19 protein-coding genes and 2 pseudogenes are annotated in these 19,156 nt (G+C 65.6%); 9 read left to right on the top strand and 12 right to left on the bottom strand.

The features are described 5' to 3' along the window. Position 1: 1 nt before the first annotated feature. Positions 2–1,150 carry an alpha-hydroxy-acid oxidizing protein gene (locus tag ACQPZ2_RS10070; protein ID WP_433525291.1) on the bottom strand — a complete coding sequence of 383 codons (1,149 nt, stop codon included), beginning with the start codon at positions 1,148–1,150 and terminating at the stop codon, positions 2–4. 258 nt (positions 1,151–1,408) lie between these two features. On the opposite strand from ACQPZ2_RS10070, the gene ACQPZ2_RS10065 reads away from it, so the two are divergent. Further along, positions 1,409–1,609 carry a hypothetical protein gene (locus ACQPZ2_RS10065; protein WP_063041321.1) on the top strand — a complete coding sequence of 67 codons (201 nt, stop codon included), beginning with the start codon at positions 1,409–1,411 and terminating at the stop codon, positions 1,607–1,609. Here the strand turns inward: ACQPZ2_RS10065 and ACQPZ2_RS10060 are convergent. Further along, on the bottom strand, positions 1,606–1,743 hold the full coding sequence (locus ACQPZ2_RS10060; protein WP_433525290.1) for a hypothetical protein: 138 nt from the start codon (positions 1,741–1,743) through the stop codon (positions 1,606–1,608). The genes ACQPZ2_RS10065 and ACQPZ2_RS10060 overlap by 4 nt on opposite strands. A gap of 34 nt (positions 1,744–1,777) precedes the next feature. Continuing rightward, positions 1,778–2,236, bottom strand: coding sequence for a hypothetical protein (locus ACQPZ2_RS10055; protein WP_433525289.1), 459 nt, complete (start codon positions 2,234–2,236; stop codon positions 1,778–1,780). 111 nt (positions 2,237–2,347) lie between these two features. Here ACQPZ2_RS10055 and ACQPZ2_RS10050 point away from each other — a divergent pair. Then, positions 2,348–2,538, top strand: a pseudogene (locus ACQPZ2_RS10050) (aldehyde dehydrogenase family protein); the annotation flags it as partial. Between the two features lie 137 nt (positions 2,539–2,675). Beyond that, positions 2,676–3,383 carry an endonuclease/exonuclease/phosphatase family protein gene (locus ACQPZ2_RS10045; RefSeq protein ID WP_433525288.1) on the top strand — a complete coding sequence of 236 codons (708 nt, stop codon included), beginning with the start codon at positions 2,676–2,678 and terminating at the stop codon, positions 3,381–3,383. On the opposite strand, the gene ACQPZ2_RS10040 is transcribed toward ACQPZ2_RS10045, so the two are convergent. From ACQPZ2_RS10040 to ACQPZ2_RS10030, 3 genes are all read right to left on the bottom strand, one after another. Continuing rightward, positions 3,345–3,752 carry a hypothetical protein gene (locus tag ACQPZ2_RS10040; protein ID WP_433525287.1) on the bottom strand — a complete coding sequence of 136 codons (408 nt, stop codon included), beginning with the start codon at positions 3,750–3,752 and terminating at the stop codon, positions 3,345–3,347. The two genes, ACQPZ2_RS10045 and ACQPZ2_RS10040, sit on opposite strands and share 39 nt — an antisense overlap. 171 nt (positions 3,753–3,923) lie before the next feature. Then, complete coding sequence (locus ACQPZ2_RS10035) at positions 3,924–4,586, bottom strand: response regulator (protein ID WP_433525286.1); 663 nt, start codon at positions 4,584–4,586, stop codon at positions 3,924–3,926. Beyond that, positions 4,583–5,746, bottom strand: coding sequence for a sensor histidine kinase (locus ACQPZ2_RS10030; RefSeq protein ID WP_433527382.1), 1,164 nt, complete (start codon positions 5,744–5,746; stop codon positions 4,583–4,585). Before ACQPZ2_RS10030 ends, ACQPZ2_RS10035 begins: the two co-directional genes overlap by 4 nt. 215 nt (positions 5,747–5,961) lie before the next feature. Between ACQPZ2_RS10030 and ACQPZ2_RS10025 the strand changes: the two genes are divergently transcribed. After that, positions 5,962–6,861 carry a sterol desaturase family protein gene (locus ACQPZ2_RS10025; protein ID WP_433525285.1) on the top strand — a complete coding sequence of 300 codons (900 nt, stop codon included), beginning with the start codon at positions 5,962–5,964 and terminating at the stop codon, positions 6,859–6,861. 45 nt (positions 6,862–6,906) lie between these two features. Here the strand turns inward: ACQPZ2_RS10025 and ACQPZ2_RS10020 are convergent, their stop codons facing one another. Then, on the bottom strand, positions 6,907–7,713 hold the full coding sequence (locus ACQPZ2_RS10020; protein WP_433525284.1) for a nuclear transport factor 2 family protein: 807 nt from the start codon (positions 7,711–7,713) through the stop codon (positions 6,907–6,909). Positions 7,714–7,816: 103 nt separating this feature from the next. Between ACQPZ2_RS10020 and ACQPZ2_RS10015 the strand changes: the two genes are divergently transcribed. Together ACQPZ2_RS10015 and ACQPZ2_RS10010 are read left to right on the top strand one after the other, a co-directional pair. Further along, positions 7,817–8,608, top strand: coding sequence for a 3-oxo-5-alpha-steroid 4-dehydrogenase (locus tag ACQPZ2_RS10015; protein WP_433525283.1), 792 nt, complete (start codon positions 7,817–7,819; stop codon positions 8,606–8,608). Positions 8,609–8,627: 19 nt separating this feature from the next. Then, positions 8,628–9,452 carry an amidohydrolase family protein gene (locus ACQPZ2_RS10010; RefSeq protein ID WP_433525282.1) on the top strand — a complete coding sequence of 275 codons (825 nt, stop codon included), beginning with the start codon at positions 8,628–8,630 and terminating at the stop codon, positions 9,450–9,452. Positions 9,453–9,602: 150 nt separating this feature from the next. Here ACQPZ2_RS10010 and ACQPZ2_RS10005 read toward each other — a convergent pair whose 3' ends face one another. Continuing rightward, entirely contained in the window at positions 9,603–10,064 is a 462-nt protein-coding gene (locus tag ACQPZ2_RS10005) for a DUF2231 domain-containing protein (protein WP_433525281.1), read from the bottom strand. A 194-nt stretch (positions 10,065–10,258) separates the two neighbouring features. Further along, the gene (locus tag ACQPZ2_RS10000; RefSeq protein WP_433525280.1) at positions 10,259–11,500 is read right to left on the bottom strand and encodes a PucR family transcriptional regulator; all 1,242 of its coding nucleotides are present in this window, start codon (positions 11,498–11,500) and stop codon (positions 10,259–10,261) included. A 326-nt stretch (positions 11,501–11,826) separates the two neighbouring features. Between ACQPZ2_RS10000 and ACQPZ2_RS09995 the strand changes: the two genes are divergently transcribed. The 3 genes from ACQPZ2_RS09995 (at position 11,827) to ACQPZ2_RS09985 (ending at position 15,136) form a co-directional block, all read left to right on the top strand. Then, entirely contained in the window at positions 11,827–13,149 is a 1,323-nt protein-coding gene (locus ACQPZ2_RS09995; protein WP_433525279.1) for a lipase family protein, read from the top strand. Positions 13,150–13,270: 121 nt separating this feature from the next. Next, positions 13,271–13,924: a VC0807 family protein gene (locus ACQPZ2_RS09990; RefSeq protein ID WP_433525278.1), complete on the top strand. Its 654-nt coding sequence runs from the start codon at positions 13,271–13,273 to the stop codon at positions 13,922–13,924. Positions 13,925–13,945: 21 nt separating this feature from the next. Beyond that, complete coding sequence (locus tag ACQPZ2_RS09985) at positions 13,946–15,136, top strand: RNA-guided endonuclease InsQ/TnpB family protein (RefSeq protein WP_433525277.1); 1,191 nt, start codon at positions 13,946–13,948, stop codon at positions 15,134–15,136. Positions 15,137–15,179: 43 nt separating this feature from the next. On the opposite strand, the gene ACQPZ2_RS09980 is transcribed toward ACQPZ2_RS09985, so the two are convergent. The 3 genes and pseudogenes from ACQPZ2_RS09980 to ACQPZ2_RS09970 form a co-directional block, all read right to left on the bottom strand. Beyond that, positions 15,180–16,610: a lipase maturation factor family protein gene (locus ACQPZ2_RS09980; protein WP_433525276.1), complete on the bottom strand. Its 1,431-nt coding sequence runs from the start codon at positions 16,608–16,610 to the stop codon at positions 15,180–15,182. Between the two features lie 69 nt (positions 16,611–16,679). Further along, positions 16,680–18,359 (bottom strand): annotated as a pseudogene (locus ACQPZ2_RS09975) (glycoside hydrolase family 65 protein); the annotation flags it as partial. Beyond that, positions 18,356–19,120: an HAD family hydrolase gene (locus ACQPZ2_RS09970; RefSeq protein ID WP_433525275.1), complete on the bottom strand. Its 765-nt coding sequence runs from the start codon at positions 19,118–19,120 to the stop codon at positions 18,356–18,358. The pseudogene ACQPZ2_RS09975 and the gene ACQPZ2_RS09970, both read right to left, overlap by 4 nt. Positions 19,121–19,156: the final 36 nt, after the last annotated feature.

The following is a 19,156-nucleotide window of genomic DNA, read 5'->3' as shown; positions in this document are numbered from 1 at the left end:
TTCAGCGCCTCGGCCGGATGTTCTCACGCACTGCCGCGATATCCGGATAGCCGTTGACCGCCATGAGCAGATCGGCCTCCGCCAGAATCATCCGCAGCACGTGTACCAGACCCGAAACCCCGCCCAGCGCAAGGCCGTACACGTACGGGCGGCCGATGCCGACCATCGTCGCACCCAGGCCGAGCGCCTTGATCACATCACTGCCCGAGCGCACACCGGAATCGAACAGCACCGGCACGCGGTCGGCGACGGCTTCGACCACCCCGGGCAGCGTCTCCAGCGAGCTGAGACCGCCATTGGCTTGGCGCCCACCGTGATTCGAGCAGAAGATGCCGTCGACGCCCGCATCGATCGCGCGGCGCGCGTCTTCGGGATGGGAGATGCCCTTGAGGACGATCGGCAGTTCGGTCAGCGATCGAAGCCACTCGAGATCGTCCCAGGTGAGCGAATTTCCGAAGGTCTGCACCCAGTGCAGCACGATCGACTGCGGATCGTCCGAGCCGACCATCTTCTGGAAGACCGGATCGGAGGTGTAGTTCTTCAGCACGTGCCCGCGCAGCTGCGGGAAGTTCCCGATCGACAGATCACGCGGCCGCCAGCCCGGAACCCAGCTGTCCAAGGTGACCGTGATGCCGCGATATCCGGCGGCCTCGGCCCGGCTCACCAGACTCGCGGCCAGGTCGCGATTCTTCGGCGTGTACAGCTGGAAGAAGCTCGGCGTCGCACCGGCGTGGCCGATGACGTCCTCCAGCGGATCCTCCATGAGCGTCGAGAAGACCGCGGGCACACCGGATTTCGCCGCTGCCTCGGCGACCGCGATATCACCGTGCTTATCGCCGACCAAGCCGATCACGCCGACCGGGGACATGAAGATCGGGCTGGAAAAGGTGATTCCCCAAGCCTGCACCGACAGATCGCGCTCCGTCGCGCCGACGAGCATCCGCGGCACCACACCCCAGTCCTCGAAGGCCTCGACGTTGCGCCGCTGAGTCAGCTCGTCACCGGCTCCGCCCGCGATATAGGAGTACAGCGTTGCGGGCAGTGCGGCCGAGGCCTTCGCCTCGAGCGTCGCGAAGTCCATCGGGAACTCCGGGGCATGCCCGCCGAGAGCGGCGAAGTAGATCTCGTTCTGATAGTCCGCGAACGCCACTGTTCTGCCCTTCGGTAGGGGTCGGTCGGAGGGGTAGCCTCCGCTTGCCGGAATATTAGACGCTAATGTCCATGATCAACCGCGAAACATTCGACCACGGCACAACGAAGGGGTCTGTGCGATGTGTGTCACAGTGCCGGGGTGTTCGAACCGCATGACCTGCGCATCGAGGTCCGATGGCCGTACCTGCTGTAGCGCGAGTAACCGCTGGAGCGACGGGTAATCCGGACGCAGCTGACAGATTGTGAGAACCGCGCCGTGAATCTCGACTACCTCGATAGACCTGGTGACCACGACCTTCTGGTGGCCGGTCAGATCAAGAGCTTGCCACTCCGCCGCCTGGTACAGCTGGCGCTCGGACTATCCACCGAGTCCATGGACCTGCTCACGGCGCTCACCGACCGATTACGAACCGCGGAGGGCGCGCTGGCCGACCCGGCGACCAGCGGCGAGTTCTAGACTGGTACCGCCTCGATAATCGAATGCGGCCCGGCCGTGGCGACCACCCGGCGCAGCTGAAAGCCGCCGCGGGCGAGCAAGTCGCCGTACTCGGCCGCCGACCTCGACGATCCGGCGAAGTCGTAGGCGGCCACTATCGCCCCGACCGAGAGAGCTGGGTGGTCGCCTTCATCGCCTCGTGTAAGCCGATGGCGAAGTCGGGATTTTTGCCGGATAGTCGAATCCGGTTGCCCCGTGGGCCAATTCATGACCTGATCGTCCGGTCTCGACTGCATGGACGAATTGGCCGCGCGATGCCCAGACGGCGGGATGGCCGAGCATCATCAGCACCGGGCGCACGGTTGCCGGTGAATCGGCGCGCAGCGCTTCGGCCATGGGAGTGCGCGCGAAGGGGCGATAGGACCCGGCGCACACACCCCGGCTGGCCAGCGCCCGCATAGCCCGATGCCGCCTGTGCCAGACGTTCGGCTCCGGCTGCAGCACCACGCCGAGCAACGCGGCCAGCCCTATCTTGGTTAGGCCACAGCCACTTTCAGGGACCATCCCGCAACGAGACCAGTTCACACCGACACGACCGATTTCAGCTTTCTCAGCAGCTTTTCGGCCGCCCAGATACCAGAGCGACACGACGCCTCGAGCGGCGCACCACGCAGGTAATTTCCCGCCAGCCCAACGCCTGGCGTCCTGGCGACTTCGGACCTCGGAGCCGCACTGGCTATCGCTTCCAAACTTCTCGCCGACGCGAAATCCCAAGGCGCGACGGTCGTTACCGGCGGCAAGGGCACGGCCGGATCTCGGTCCCATCTTCTTCGAGCCTACGGTGCTGACCGGCGTGACCCCCGAAATGGATTGCGCCCGTGAAGAAACCTTCGGGCCACTGGTCGCTCTCTATCCGGTCACCGATGTGGACGAGGCCGTCCGGCTCGCCAAGACGGTCGCCACCGGATTGCTGGTCGATCTCGACGCACCGCCGAGCATGCCCGCCGAACGGTGGCAAATGTTGCCGGTGCCCATGGCGGAATTCGTGCGCAAACTTCCGGGCAGATGAGCACTAGCATCGTGAGCTGTGATCACTGTGGCCAGTTGGAATGTCCTGCACCGCGTACACGCGGAGAATTGGGGCTCCGATATCGCGACCCGCTGGCCCGATGAGGCAGCGCGCATTGCCGCGGTGACCGCCTGGATCGCCGGACGACCCGAACAGGTGATCGCGCTGCAGGAGGTCAGTGGCGACCAACTGGCGAGTTTGCGATCGGCCCTGTCCGACAAGGACATTCACGAATTGCGCTATCCGCGGGTCCCGCGACCACGCAACGGAACCACCCCGCTGCAAGATCCCACCGAACATCTCGTCCTGGTCCTCGACGAACCTGGCCGAGAAATCGCAGCCGAATCCTTTGAAAACGATCCCGGCAATGGCGCACTGGCCGTCGAAACGGCGGGCGTGGTCATCGTGGCGACCCACGTGACCGGCGATCTGCGCCGCACCCGCCAGCTGACCCGACTGGCCGAACTCACCGCACCGGACCGCGCGACAGTGCTACTCGGCGACTTCAATATCGACCGCGCCGCCGTGGCAACCGCACTCGGCCCCGACTTCACCATCGCCGACCTGCCACCCGCCTCCGCGCCGACCCGTCCGCGCACATCAGGCACCAAATCACAGTTCATCGACCATGTGATCGTGCGCGGCACGCGCGTCCAGGACGCGTCCGTAGTGGCGGTCGACGGCCTCTCAGATCACAATTTCGTCCGCGCCACCATCACCGGATAGCGAACTGCCGCCCCACAGCCAGCGCCAGCGCGGCAACTCCGCGATCACCGTCAGCACTGCCAGCACACCGACGAGGACGGCAAGCCACACCGGCCAGGCCACCCAGGCGGCAATGACCGCCGCAACCAGCTGCAACACCACAAGCGCGATGGTGCCCCATCCCGGTACGGCGACGAGCACCTGCTTCTTATCACCCGGTGTGGCGAACACGGTGGGCAGCCCGATCAGTACAACCACCGAAAGCACGGCCAGCACAACCGAATACCCGGCCAGCGCCCATGGCGTCGCGACCCAGGCAATGAGCTCGGTCGCAAAACGCAGTACCGACGCAATCCGGCCCTGACCTGTGAGATTCGGTGATTCAGACACGGGTGTCAGCGTGCCATGCGATGAGTCCCGATGCTCGGCGAAGCCCCGGGCCGAAGGGGATGGTCCGGGGCTTCACTGGAGATTATCGCGCGAACCGGTCGCCAGGTTAACCACGCGCAACTGTGTCCGGATAGTCGGGCCAGCAAGCTTGGTGCGAGTGCGTTGGCCCTGCTAGTGGTTGTGCGGAGGGACGAGGCCGTGCTTGTGGGCGTAGACGACGGCGTGAATGCGGTCGCGCACACCCAGTTTCGCGAGTACCCGGGATACGTGGGTTTTGATCGTCTCTTCGCCGACGCCGAGTGTCGCGGCGATCTCGGCATTGCTGCGCGCATCGGCCAAGAGCAGCAACACTTCTCGCTCGCGCGCGGTGAGTTGTTCCACCTCGGGCGGGGTGTCGGGCGGGGCGAGCGTGCCCGCGAACCGGGATATCAACCGTCGGGTCATCGACGGATCGATCAGGGCGTCACCGCGAGCCGCAATCCGGATGGCGGCCACCAATTCCTCCGGCGGCAGGCTCTTCAAGAGGAATCCGCTGGCTCCCGCCTGCAGCGCCCGGTACAGGTTGGCATCGCTGTCGTAGGTGGTGAGCACGAGGACGCGGGTGCCGCCCGCCGCGACGATCGCCGCGGTGGCCGCGAGTCCGTCCAGCTTCGGCATGCGCACATCCAGAATCGCGACATCCGGGCGCAGCCGCGCGGTTTCGGTGATGGCGCCGCGGCCGTCGCCGACCTCGGCGACGCATTCGAGATCGGTCTGACTGTCGACGACCGCGCGCAGTCCGGAGCGGAACATGCTGTGGTCGTCGGCTATCAATACCCGGACCGGTGCGTTCACGAACCTCCGATCGGCAGGGAAACCCTGGTGTGCCAATGGTTTTGCGTATCGTCCGGACCGAATCGCAGTTCGCCGCCGAATAATTCGGCACGCTGGCGAATACCGCTCAGGCCACGGTGCTCCGCGGTATCGCCCACTGCGGCGGTGTCGGCGAGCGGATTGATCGACTCCAGCACCACCCGGTTCGGCTGATAGTCCACGATCAGCCGTGCGTGCGCGCCGTCGCCGTGGCGCAACGCATTGGTCAGCATCTCCTGCACGATGCGATACAGCGTCAGGTTCAGCGAATCCGGCAGCTCGACGGCCGCACCGCGCACGGTGAATTCCACGGCCAGACCGGCCGCGCGTACGCGCTCCAGCAGATCCTCGATATCGGCGAGTCCGGGCTGCCGCTGGCCGTCCTCCTCGCGCCCGTGTAGCAGATCGAGCTGGCGGCGCAGGTCGACCATGGCCGCGCGGCTACTCGATTCCACCGCGGTCAGCGATCGAGTTGCGGCGGCATTCCCGGTGTCGGCCATGGCGATTCGGGCCGCACCGGCGTGGATGCCGATGGCGCTGACGTGATGGGAAATCACATCGTGCAGATCCCTGGCAATGGCGGCGCGTTCCTCGGCGACGGCACGGGCGAGTGCGGTCCGCTGCTCCTGTTCGCGCAATTTGGCCTGCTGCTCCAGATCGGCGATATACGCGCCGCGAGCTGCCGTATACCGGCCGACCAGCCACGGCACGACCCCGGCCGATACCGTAGACGCCAGCAGCAGCCGCCAATCGTGCGAGGTATTGCTGCTGATCAGCAGATGCGCGCTCGCGAAGCCAGCGGACATCGCGGTGACGGTCAGCACGGACTTCGGACCGACCATCCAGGCGCCCGCCCGATATCCCGCCACCAGGAATCCGACATCGGCGAAGCGTGCGGCGAAGCCGTGCCGGTGCAGCATCAGGGCCTCGGCCAGTCGCAGCGCCACCTGGATCAAGGCCACGGCACCGGCGGTGCGCGGCGGCGCGGCCAGTGCGAGATCGGCCGCGACGATGGCGATCAGCACCGCGGTGGACTGCCATGGGGCCACCGCGAAGATCCCGTTCAACGTCAACATCGCGGCATCGACCGCAGCCGCCGCCCCAGCGACCACCAGCGATTGGCGGGCCAGCGATCTGCTCACATCCAACAGTTCGCACCACCTTCGCGCAGTCCGGGTCGAGCCGTCCGCGGGCGATCCTACCCAGCGTTCGCCCGTATTCCTCGGACCGAACTCTGCCCGGGCGCCAGCCGCGGCGCATCCCCCGCCCGGGGGATCGCGAATCCCTCGTCAGCGCGATGTTTGCCCAGGCCAGCGCCCGTAACGTGGCGTTGAAGCAGCAGAGCGGAGGAGCCATCGTGATCGGTGCGCAGTTATTCATCTACGCCTTACCGGCGTTCGCCGTATTCATGTTCGTGGAGTGGATCGACTATCGCCGCGATCCGGACCGCCCCGCCAACGGCCACTCCGGACGCGATATGGCCTCCAACGTCGCGACCTATCTGCTCGGCCGATTCCTGAAGCCGGTGCTGCAATATCTGATTCCGTTTTCGGCGGTGGTGGTCGCGGCCGCGATCACTCCGCTGCACCTGTCGCCGGCCACATGGTGGGTGTGGGTGCTCGGCCTGGTGGTCACCGACTTCTGCTACTACTGGGCACACCGCGCCGACCATCGGGTGCGGCTGCTGTGGACCGCGCACAGCGTCCACCACTCCAGTCAGTACTTCAATCTGTCCACCGCCATCCGCCTGCCGTGGGTGCATCCGGCGGCCACCATCGTGCGCGGATTCGCCTGGGTGCCTGCGGCTTTGATCGGCCTGCCCGCGTGGATGATCTTCCTGCTGCAGGCCATCGGGCTGCTCTATCAGTTCCCGATCCACACCCAGCGCATCCGGACACTGCCGCGCCCGATCGAGTTCCTGTTCAACACCCCGGCGCACCACCGCATCCACCATGGTTCGAATCAGCCGTATATCGATAAGAACTACGGCGGCGTCTTCATCATCTGGGACCGGCTCTTCGGCAGCTTCGCCGCGGAGAGCGAACCCATCCGCTACGGCCTCACCAAGAACATCGGCACCGATAACCCGCTGAAGGTCAACTACCACGAGCTCGGTGCGCTGATCAGTGATGTGCGCCATGCGAATACGTGGCGTGGGCGGCTCGGTTACATCTTCGGGCCGCCCGGTTGGTCCGAAGTGGCGCAGGCAGAGGAGGTCCTGCCCGAACCAGCGCGCGAGGGATCGATCGCCGCATAGCTTGTCATGATGGCCGCGGCGGCTCACCGTCGTCGCGGACCACCTCTAGATCGAGTGAATGAATATGCGGATAGCGGTGATTCGACGACTGTCCGGGGCGAAGTCGACGAAGGCGACACCTTGGGCCGATTCGAGCCGGACGCTGGCGCTGACCGTGCGTCCGGCGGCAATCAGCTTGTCCCACTGCATATTCCGAGCCCGATTCGTGAACTCCTCCAGCGAAATCCTGGTTCCGGCCGGAAGTTCGATAATCGTGCGCTCGCTGAGCAGGCGACGAACCCGCGAGATATCCGTGGCCGCCGCGGCCGCGAACACCTGGGCCGCAGCGCGTTTGCCCGATCGGCCGATACCGCGCAGCGCCTGCATCATGCCGAGCATGCCGTCGAAGCCCTGATTCGCGATCAGCTGCGGGCCCAATTTCAGCGCCGCGCCGAGTCCGGGCAGTCCGGTGCGCAGTAACTGCACGATCATCGCGGCCAACTCCCAATGAGCGGCCAGCCGGGTGATCTTCCAGACGCCGTCGTCCTCGACGAGGTCGTAGCGCAGGTGCATGGGCACCGCCACGGTGGCGCCGGTCGACATGGTGGTGCGGATCAGCAGGTCGCGTACCACGGTGGACAGGCCGACGAAGTCGTGGTCGACCCGAAAGGCGATGGTGTTGGGTCCGATGAAGGTGTCATAGAACCGTTCGATCGCCGCGCGGCCGATATGCGGGCGGGAACCGACCGGATCATTGACGGTGGCATCGGTGGTGAACAGGTCGACCCAGGCCGCCTTGTCGTGTGCCGCCACCGCACGCGGTGACGCCTGAACGGCCGCGATCAGGTCTTCGGCTCTGGAATCCAGCGGCATGACAATTCCTCCTAGCTACTGCGTCACATGGTAGAACATGTTCTAATTTCGGCGCCGGGGGTTCGGTGAGAAGTGCTCGGCGCCCTGGTCGACAAGGACGCCTATGGACTGGTACACCGGCAACACCGCATACGACACGGTGCTGACGATCGGCTTCGCATTCGCGGCATTCGTGCTGATCGGCGGCCTCTTCGCACAGAGTCCCTACGGCCGTTTCGGCACCACCAAGATGGGCTTCAACCTCAATCCGAAGCTCGGCTGGTGGTTGATGGAGATTCCCGCGACGGTTGTCTTCGCGGTGTTCTATCTAACCGGCCCGGACCGCTTCGAGCCGACCGCACTGGTGCTCGCGGCCATCTGGCTGCTGCACTACGGCAACCGCGGCTGGTTCTTCCCGCTGTCGATCCGACAGGTCCCGGGCAAGCGCAGCAGCTTCAATGTCTCGGTAATCGCCGCGGGCATGTTCGTCACAGCGCTGCACGGCTACCTCAACGGCGCCCTCTTCAGTCACGACTACCTGTACCAATACGGCATCGACTGGCTGATCGATCCGCGCTTCCTGATCGGTCTGGTCATCTACCTGGGCGGCTTCGCGCTGCTGGTCAGCTCCGAATCGATCGTGCGCAATCTGCGTGATAAGGACAATCCGGGTGCGACCGAATACCGCATCCCGCACGGCGCGGGCTTCCGCTTCGTCAGCAGCCCCGCGTATCTCGCCGAACTGATCGCCTGGGCCGGGTTCGCCCTGCTGACCTGGTCCCTGGCGGGCGTGGTGATCTTCTTGATCACCGCGGGGAATCTGGTGCCGCGCGCATTCGCCACGCACAAGTGGTATCGCGAGAAGTTCGCCGACTATCCGGCCGATCGAAAGGCTTTGATTCCCTTCGTTATCTGAGGCGTCATACAGTGACGTGATGGCGATCATCGATGCGTGGGCCCAGCATCCGACGGTACGGCTGCTCCAGCACGAAATGCTGGACTCGCTGCGCCGCTGGACCGGCGACACCATCCCGGACCAGCCGCCACCGGTCGCCACGACGCTCGCCGCCATGGATGCGGGCGGTGTCGATACCGCATTGATCAGCGCCTGGTACGGGCCGGAGGGCGTGCTGATCTCCAACGACGAGGTGGCCGGATTCGTAGCGGAATCCGGTGGGCGCTTGGTCGGCGTCGCATCGGTGGACCTGCGCAAGCCGATGGTCGCGGTGCGCGAGCTCCGCCGTGCGGTCACCGAACTCGGGATGAAGGCGCTGCGGATCGTGCCGTGGCTGTGGGGCCTGCCGCCGAACGACCGGCGCTACTACCCGCTCTACGCCGAATGCGTCGACCTCGGCATCCCGTTCTGTACACAGGTCGGGCACACCGGCCCGCTGCGCACCTCCGAGACCGGCCGCCCGATTCCCTATCTCGACGATGTCGCACTGGAGTTCCCCGAACTTGTCATCGTCGGCGGGCACATCGGCTATCCGTGGACCACCGAGATGATCGCGATGGCGACGAAATACCCGAACGTCTACATCGACACCTCCGCCTACACGGTGCGCAGATATCCGCCGGAGCTGGTGACGTACCTGAAGTCCCACGGCCGCGGCAAGGTGCTCTTCGGCACCAACTACCCGATGATCCCGCCACAGCGCGCCCTCGCAGGCCTCGACGACCTCGGCTTGGACGACGAGTGCCGCGACCTGTTCCTCTCCGGCAACGCCACCCGCATCTTCGGCCTTTCCAAGTCCGACTGACACTGTGGCGGTGGCACATCCGATCGCTATCTCACACAAGCTTCTGGCCTCTGCGCGATACTCCCTGGATATGCGACCAAGCGAGCAATTCGGTGCGAAACTGGTTGTCCTGCGGGGAAACTCGGCGTCGGGGAAGTCCAGTGTGGCCCGCTACAGCGCTTGCGCGCCCCACACCGCGTGTGAGCCGGAGTCCCCCACGCGGTACACCTGGGTGGTCGCCGCACCGCCCGCGGCAATCGCCAATACCGCGGCCAGCACGGTGACCGCGCGCCCCACCGGACGCCCACGCTCGTCGCGCAGGTGGACGACGATGAGCAATGCCGTGACGAGCAGTAGCGGCACCACGAAGTAGATCATCGTGTTGCCGAGGTCGGCATGCTTATCGATGGCGGGGGATCCGCCGAGTTTGTGCTGGAACCACTGACCTGCTTCGGTCGTCACCGGCGTCAGGGCGACAGTGATCGCGGCCAGGGCCGTGACCAGCCAGATCAGCCGCCGACGAGCCGCAGGCCACAGTGCCGACACGATGAGCAGCACCGCGGTCAGCGGCACGAAGACCACGATGAGGTGCACCAGCAATACATGGGCGGGTAACCCGTTGATCGTCGACATGAGGCAACTCCCGGAGTTCGTGACCGCGGCGACGGTTGCGGCCCAAGTATCTCCCTCACCTCACGGTTCAGCGCGGTACACGGTTCATCCCGGCACGACGGTCGGCGGCAGCGGTGCCACCGCGGCGATACCACAGCGCGGATCCGAGCAGGCCTCGATGCGTGGCCAGCCCTGATGCGCCCGCGCCAAAGCGATCACTCCCCCTCGACAACCTCCGCCGCTTCACCCACCGGATAGAAGCGATGCACCGTGAGCGCCGCCGCCAGCAGCCGCGAGCCGTTCGGCTCACTCGGATCGATACCGGTGAGTTCGGCGACGCGCTTGAGCCGGTAGCTGAAGGTATTGGGGTGCACATGCACTTCGGCGGCAGCCGCCTTGCGATCGGACCCGTGCCGCAGATGCGCCTCCAGAGCTTCGAACAGGTGCGAGCGCAACAGCAGCGGGGCAATGCGGTCGGCCAGTCGGTCCCGCGCCGGACCCGGCCGGGTCAGCTGATACTCGAGCAGCAGATCATCCAGGTCGTACAGTCCGCGCGGCCGGTTGAGCAACCGGGCCAGTTCGGCCAGATCGGTCGCCTCCTGTACCGCATGCGGCAGCAGATCCCGTTCGACCGCGCGACGTTCGGCCAGGAAGACATCGACGCCGAACTGTTCGGTGAGTTCGGCGGCCAGCCGCTCATACTCCTTGGATTCGGAACCGCTTGGCAGCAGCGCGGTTCCGGTCGTGCCGTCGAATGTGCTCAAGGCCTTGGTTCCGGCGATGCCGTCCAATGCCCGCTGCAGCACCCGGATGCGGCGACGGGTGAGCAGATCGGCGACCACGATCGGGTGATCGTCCGGGCGGATATGGATGGCGAGCACCGTATAGCGTTCCGCGAGAACGACATCCGCGCGCGCCGCCAGTTCCTCCGCGGGCTGGCCACGCAGCAGGGCCGAGCACAGCGCCCGGCGCGCCTCGCGTTCGGCGTGGTAGATCGACTGCTCCACATCGGTATACGCCTCCACTACCGCGACATTGATATCCCGCAGCAGATCGAGCAACCGGGCGCCGAAGGCGATCAGATCGTTCATATCCTCTGGCGTGGCCACCGCCGCCGCCTCCTGCAGGATCACCTGACCGGAGCCGTGCACGGCATGCATCAACAGCCCCAACGGAATTCGGTCCTCGGCATGTCGCTCGGCCACCGGGCCGACGAAGTCGATCACCTCGGCTCCGGTGAACACCCGCTGCTCCTGGGTCGCGCGCAGGAAGGCCTGACCACATCCGGCGATCGCGGGTAGCACCTCGCCGGTGAAATGCCCGTCCGGCAGATCCGCGGCCGGTGGCGTGGAGCCCAGGCCCGCCTCGAGCATGCGTTCGGCGATTTCGGGTAACCGACGGACCAGTCGGGCGATTATCGGCGCGTCTCCGGACAGCGGGGGCAGAACAACGGACATGACTTGCACGTTACCCAACGCGGCCATTTATCGATAAATCCCGTAACCGCTCCGTATTTGTCTCCGAACACAAGATTTTCGCGGATTCTTCTCGTCCGCGTGCAGTGACAGCAGAACTCGCATGACGCTGATCACCTGCGTGTTCCCATGTCGTACCGGGTGACGACGGTCACCGTCAACACCGCGATCCGGAGAAAAACACCCGCCTCAATTGTGCTTCGGGACAATTATTTTCCCACCCCCGCATTGCTACGTTGAGTATCGGTATTCCGGCGTCATTTCAAATAAAACACCGTGCCGGTGCACCCTCGAAAGGATGTACAGGAATGAGCGTGCAGGCCGACGCCGGATGGGAATCGACGCACCCGATTGCCGAAATGTTTCGTGCTGGTCGGCCGCAACCGCCGGAGCTGGATCGGTTCTATCGGCCGCCCGCCGGATTCGCACGCTTCGCCCCCGGCACCATCCTGCGGACACGCAAGGTCGAACTGGCACTGTTCGGCCGTGTACCACTGCGGTTTTCGGCCTGGCAGCTGCTGTACCGCACCAGCAACTTCCACGGCACCGCGGAGGCGGCGGTGACCACGGTGCTGCTGCCGTGGGGCGCCGACCCGCGCGAGCCGCGGCCGCTGGTCTCGTTCCAGTGCGCCATCGACGGCGTCAGCTCGAAATGTCTGCCTTCGTACGCACTGCGGCGCGGCGCGCGGGCACTCGGCTCGATTCCGCAGATCGAACTACCCGTCATCACCTACGCGCTGGCCCGCGGCTGGGCGATCTCGGTGCCCGATCACGGCGGGCTGGCCGGACACTTCGGTGTGCCGCGCGAACCCGGCTACCGATCCCTGGACGCCATCCGGGCGAGCCTGCGCTTCGCACCGCTCGGCCTGAGCGAGACGACTCCCGTTGCACTGTGGGGTTATTCGGGCGGCGGCCTCGCCACGGCGTGGGCCGCGGAACTGGCGGCCGGATACGCACCGGAACTCGATATCGTCGGCGCGGTCGCCGGCTCACCGGTCGGCGATCCAGGTTCGGCCTTCGCGCGGTTGAACGGCACCTTCTTCGCCGGTTTCGCGACGGTGTGCGTGGCCGGACTGCGCCGCGCCTACGCGGATCTGGATCGCATCCTGCGCGCCCATGTGAAGACCGAATTCCTCGATCTGCTCACCGATGCCGAATCGCGGACCACACTGCATCTGCTGTTCCGCTTGATGGGCAAAAACGTCGACGATTACAGCCACCGCACCTTCGCCGACCTGCTCGCCGAACCCGGCCTGCAGCAGATCATGGCCGATATCCGTCCCGGCGTGCAGGCGCCTGCCATGCCGATGCTGGTCATCCAGGGCGTAAACGATGAGCTGATCGCCGTCGACGACATCGACCAGCACGTTGCCCGCTACACGGTCCGCGGCGCGCATGTGCACTATCTGCGCGACCGCCTCAGCCTGCATATGCCGCTGTTGTTCATCGGCGCGCCGGTCACCATGAACTGGCTGGCGGACCGATTCGACCATCGCCCGCTGCCCTCGGCGGGTACGAAAACGGTGTGGTCGGTGGCCTTCACGAAGCGAGAGGCACTGGGCCACTTGCGTTTCGCCGTACTCCTCGTGCGCATGCTCGCACGCAGACCGATCCGGCAGTTACATCGGTAGGCGGCGGGCATGACAGTTGTCATGCCGGACCCGTGATGGTTGGCAGATTTGTAGCCGAGCGCCGATCCGTAACGTCATTTCGCGTAGTGCACAGCCGAATCACGAGCCAGGAGCACCCGTAATGACGACCACCGCACAGCCCGCGGCGGAGCCGACCGCCGCGCCGCGCTTCAGCTTGATCCGCGTACTCGCCCCGATCGCCCGCGATGTCGCGGTGCCCATCAGCGCGTACTTCCTGCTGACCGGCCTCGGCTACAGCGACTTCACCGGCCTGCTCGCAGGCACCCTGTTCTCGGGTGCGGTGCTGCTCACCGAGACGATCCGGACGCGGCGCCTCGAGCCGTTCGCCGCGATCATGCTCGGTGTCTTCGCCTTCGGTCTGATCGGTTCGCTCATCAGCGGCGATCCTCGCATGATGATCGTCAAGGATTCCGCGGCCACCGCGATCGTCGGTATCGCCTTCCTGATCAGCACCGTGGTCGGCAAACCGCTGACCTATCTGTCCGCGCGCAAGGCACTCGCGGCCACCGGACCTGCCGAACTCGCCGAATTCGAGGCGTCCTACCAGGCGAACCCGGCCAAGCGCCGTGGCTTCAACACCCTTGCCATGGCCTGGGGCGCCGGTCTTGCGGCCGAAGCCACGGTCCGCATCCTGCTGGCCTACCAACTCCCCATCCACACCATGGCCTGGCTCTCGCCGGTCTTGTCGGTCATCTTCTTCACCCCGCTGATCGCCCTCAGCGTCCGCTTCGTCAAGCGCGCCCGCCGCACCTGAACCCATTGGTAGTTTCGAAGTGTGCAGCTTCGATACAACTTCCGCCTGTATCCCACTGTGGGGCAACAGCGGTCGTTGGCGAAGGCGTTCGGGTGCGCCCGCGTGGTGTTCAACGACGCGTTGCGGGCCCGGCGCGAAGCGTTCGAAGCCGGGCAGCGGATCAGCGACGGCGAATTGTCGAAGCGACTCACCGCAGCCAAACGCACGCCGGAGCGGGAGTGGCTCACCGAAGTGTCATCGGTCGTTCTTCAACAGGCGCTCGCCGACCTGAATACCGCCTACCGCAACTTCTTCAACTCGGTAACGGGCAAGCGGGCAGGCGCCAAGGTCGCGCCGCCGAGGTACCGGTCTGGCAAGGACAGCAGGCAGACGATCCGGTTCACAAGGAACTCACGGTTCGCGGTCACTCCCGACCGGAAGCTGCGGTTACCGAAGATCGGGGACGTATCGGTTCGCTGGTCACGAGAGCTGCCCTCGGACCCGTCGAGTGTGACGGTCGTGAAAGATGCTTCGGGCAGGTATTTCGCGTCGTTTGTGCTAGATGTCGAGTCCGAGCCGCTGCCCAGCTCGGATTCCGAAGTCGGTATCGACTTGGGGTTGACCTCGTTCGCGGTGTTGTCGAACGGCACGGTGATCGAGAACCCGAGGTTCCTGCGCCGCGCCGAACGCAAGCTCCGCAAAGCGCAACGGTCGTTGGCACGCAAGCAGAAGGGCTCGCGAAACCGAGCCAAGGCGCGACGGCGCATCGCCAAGGCTCACGCGAAGGTGGTCGATACGCGCAGGGATTGGGCGCACAAACAGTCCACGGCGATCCTCCGCGATAACCAAGCGGTGTACGTCGAGGACCTGTGTGTCAAGGGTCTGGTGCGGACGAGGTTGGCGAAGTCGGTTCACGATGCCGGGTGGGGCATGTTCACTGGCATGCTCGAAGAGAAGGCCGCACGGTACGGGCGGCGCTTCGGCAAGGTGGATCGCTGGTTTCCATCCACGCAGCTGTGCTCATCTTGCGGTGCGCTGACTGGCAGGAAACCGCTGCATGTCCGGGAGTGGACGTGCACGTGCGGCACCACCCACGATCGGGATGTGAACGCCGCGAAAAACATTCTGGCCGCAGGACGTGCGGACAGTCCAACGACTGTGGAGTTGGTGTCAGACTTGGCCCCGGCCGAGCGACCGGCGTTGAAGCAGGAACCCACCGGAAGCGCGGCATAACCCGCACAGGCCGGAATTTCCCGCCTTCGAGCGGGAGAGGACGTCAATACTGACCGAGCGCCATCGGCGGGAGGTACTCACCGACCAGCGTGCGCCGCCACAGCATGTGCTCCTGCTGGAGTTCGGCACGAGTTGCGAAGCGGTACAGGTAGATTCGCGCCCGCACATATGTCGGTGGCGAGTCAGGGAAGGGGCAGCTACGCAGTAATCGCAGCGTCGCAGGGTCGTTGCGCAGCAGTCGCTCGACGAAGGCGAGCAGCCAGCTGCGGGCATAGGACGGGGAGATCGCGGCGAACCACATCAGCCAGTCCAGCCTGAGGTGATACGGCGCCCATTGCCGTGGCCATCGGCGCGGATTCCCCGGCTTACCCTTGAACTCGTACTCCCGCCACAATGTCTGGTCGGTGATCTCCTCCTCGTCGGTGCCCTCGAACACCACCTCCTCGCGGGTGCGGCCGATACTGCCGAACGCGCCATAGGTATTGACCAGGTGCAAGGGGTTGAAGGACGCATTCATCCGCTGCTGGCGCGAAAGCAGATTGCGGGCGGGCCAGTAGCTCAGCAACACCACCACGACGGTGCACGCGAGCACCAGACCGGCGAACCACGGTGGCGCCGCGGGCATCGACGGCGGATCTGGGACGGGCAGTATCGCTTTCGCCGAGGACACATCGATCACGGTGGTGGCCAATACGATCGTCACCCAGTTCAACCAGGCGAAGTTGCCGGAAAGCACCAGCCACAACTGCGTGACGATGATGAACGCGGCGGCCACGCTCGCCACCGGCTGCGGCGCGAAAAGTCCCCAGGGCACGACGAGTTGGGCGAAATGGTTGGCCGCCACCTCCACACGATGCAGCGGTTTGGGCAGGCGGTGGAAGAACCAGCTCAGCGGGCCGGGCATCGGCTGGGTCTCGTGGTGGTAGTACAGACAGGTCAGATCGCGCCAGCAGGAATCGCCACGCATCTTGATCAGACCGGCGCCGAACTCCACCCGGAACAGCAGCCACCGCGCCAACCACAACACCAGCACCGGCGGCGCGACCCGATCATTGCCGAGGAAGATCGCCAGGAATCCGGCCTCCAGCAGCAGCGACTCCCATCCGAACGCATACCACGCCTGCCCCACATTGACGATCGACAGGTACAGCGCCCACAGCACCGCCCACATCAGCATCGCCGCCCACAGCGGCACCAGATTCAGCGCACCCGCCATCACCGCGGCCGACAGCGCGGCCCCGGACCACGCGGTCACGGCGAAGAACCGGTCCGAATAGTGGAAATGAAAGATGCTGGGCGCCCGGCGAAATTCGACCCGCCGGACGAATCGGGGCACCGGCAACATCCCTTTCGCACCGATGAGTGCCCGGAACTGCCGCGCCGCCGCGACAAAGGCGATCAGATAGATGACGGCCAGACCGTGCTGGAAAACCAGTCTGCCCAACCAGTACTCGGATTCGGTGAACGATGGCATGCCCGCTCCTTCGTACCGCTACCCCCGCCGCTACGGCGCCCGCCCCTCGGGTAGCAATGGCTCGGGTCGATCGGATTGCCGCGGAATCGGCAGCGTCACCGCGACATTGCCGAGCGTCAGGTACATACATTCGGCGCGGTCGCGCCAGCCGCGCATCTCCTCCGCGTCGACTTCCAACTGCTCGGCGATATCCGGTTGGCGCACACAGGCTTCGGCGGCTTCGGCGAGGTTGCGCTGCGCCATCAGATTCGTATAGATGTTGTTGTCGGCGAGTGCGGAGTATTCGTCCGGACCGGTCACACCGTCGATCCGGAAGTTCCCCGCCGTGTCGTAATGGCCCTGGCTCACCCACGAACGCGCGGTCTCCACCAAAAGCTCGACACCGCAGCTTCTTTCGAAGTGCTCGTCGCCGGTCGCGGCGAGATATCGGACCACGGCATCGGCGATATCGGCATTGACGTGCACCGCCGCCGTACCGGTCGGCCAGTAGCCGGAACCCTCGTCGCCGTTGATGGAGCGCCACGGGAACATCGCTCCGGTGTGGCCGAGTTCGTGTGCGCGCTGACGGGCCCGATCGAGGGTGGCGTGCCGCCAACGCAGTGCGTCGCCCGCCGCCACCTGCATCGTGTAGGTCAATACCGGCAGTACGAAAGTCTCTGTGTCCCAGAATGAATGGCCGTCATAGCCCGGCCCGGTCAGCCCCTTGGACGGTATCGCGCGGGTTTCGCCGCGTGCACCCGCCTGCAGTACGTGGAACAGCGCGAATCGGACGGCCTGCTGGAGTTCGGGATCCCCGTCGATCTCGATATCGGCGGTGCACCAGAAGTTGTCCAAGTACTCGCGTTGCCGGGCCAGCAACGTATCCCATTCCGTCTCCAGACCCGCGGCCGATGCCGCGTCCACCTGGGCCCGCAGCGCCGGTACCGAGCGTCGACTCGACCATCCGTAGCCGAGATACTTCGTCAACCGCACGCGCTGGCCCTTCGCGACATCGACCGCGATCGTCAAGCGCGCCAGATCCTCCTCGGCGTGCACACCACAGCGCGGGGTCGCGTCGACCTCGAGTTCGTGGTCCATCGCCGCGGCCATGTGCAGCCCGGAGCGCCGGGTGTGGTGGACGAGCACCGCGGCGAAATCACGGGCCCCGCAGAAGTCCGCCACCAGTGGGTGGTCGAGTGCAGCGGCAAGCCGAGGATCGTCGTGCGAGGTCGGAACCGGTTCATTGGCAAGCAGATCCGATTGGATGACCAGCTCGAGATCGTCGTCGAGCGGTTCGACTTCGTAGCGGATCGCGGCAAGCGCGCGTTCGGTGAACGACACCAGCCGCTCCGAGCGGATGCGCACGCACCGGCCCGTCGGCGAGGTCCAGACCGTGTCGCGCCGCAGCGTGCCGGAACGGAAGTCCAGCACCCGTTCGTGTTCGACGGCCTCGCCGTAGCGCATATCCATCGGCTCGTCCTCGACGAGCAGCCGGATGATCTTCCCGTCGGTCACATCGACGAGGGTCTGGCCCTCCTCCGGATAGCCGTATCCCGCTTCGGCATAAGGCAATTGGCGCTTTTCGTAGAAGCCGTTGAGGTAGGTCCCCGGCTTGCCCACCGGCTCCCCCTCCTCAAAGGTGCCGCGCAGCCCGAGATGTCCGTTGGCGAGTGCGAAGATCGACTCGGTTCGGTGCAATGCCTCGAGATCCAGTCCACACCAGCGCAAGTGCCATGGCGCGATCTCGAAGCCACGGCAGTCGGCAGTCATCGCGGTGGCCCGAGCTCGGCCAGATCGGTGACGACCACATCCGCACCCGCCCGACGCAATGCCTCGGCCTGCGTGCCATCACGCACTCGATCGACGCCGACCACATATCCGAAGTCCGCGGCCCGACCGGCCGTCACCCCGGCGATGGCATCCTCGAACGCCGCGGCCTGTTCCGGCTTGGCGTCGAGTGCCTCCGCGGCCGCGAGAAATGCGTCCGGCGCGGGTTTGCCGCGCAGGCCGCGGCCGGCGATCTCGACCCCGTCGATACACACATCGACGAACCGGGTCAGATCCGCGACCGCCAACACCTCATGGGCATTCGCCGAAGCGGTAACCACACCCGTCCGCAACCCGGCCGCGCGTGCCCCGTTCAGATAGTCCAGCGACCCCGGATAGACGTGCACCCCGTCACGTTCGAGGAACGACAGGAGCAGCCGATTCTTCCGATTACCCAGCCCTTGCACGGTCTGCTCCCCCTCCGCCGCATCGGGTTCCCCCTCCGGCAGCGTGATCCCGCGCGACTTCAGGAACTCCCGGATACCGTCCGCCCGCGAGCGTCCGTCCACATAGCCCAGATACTCCGCATCGGTGAACGGGTGGAACGGGCCGGGGCTGCGTCCGGCCAGAAACTCGTCGAAGACGGCCTTCCACGCCCGCCGGTGCACCGCCGCGGTATCGGTCAACACACCGTCGAGGTCGAACAGCGCCACCGAGATCGTTTCGGGCAATCCGAGCCCCCGGAGATCATGGCTTGGCGTCATACCCCAGCGGTACCCGGGGACAGCAGCGGCAAACGG

The sequence above is a fragment of the Nocardia pseudovaccinii genome, assembly GCF_050942345.1.
Taxonomy (GTDB): Bacteria; Actinomycetota; Actinomycetes; order Mycobacteriales; family Mycobacteriaceae; genus Nocardia; species Nocardia pseudovaccinii.
The sequence above is the reverse complement of the archived record's forward strand: the minus strand, read 5'-3'. Positions and strand labels throughout refer to the sequence as shown.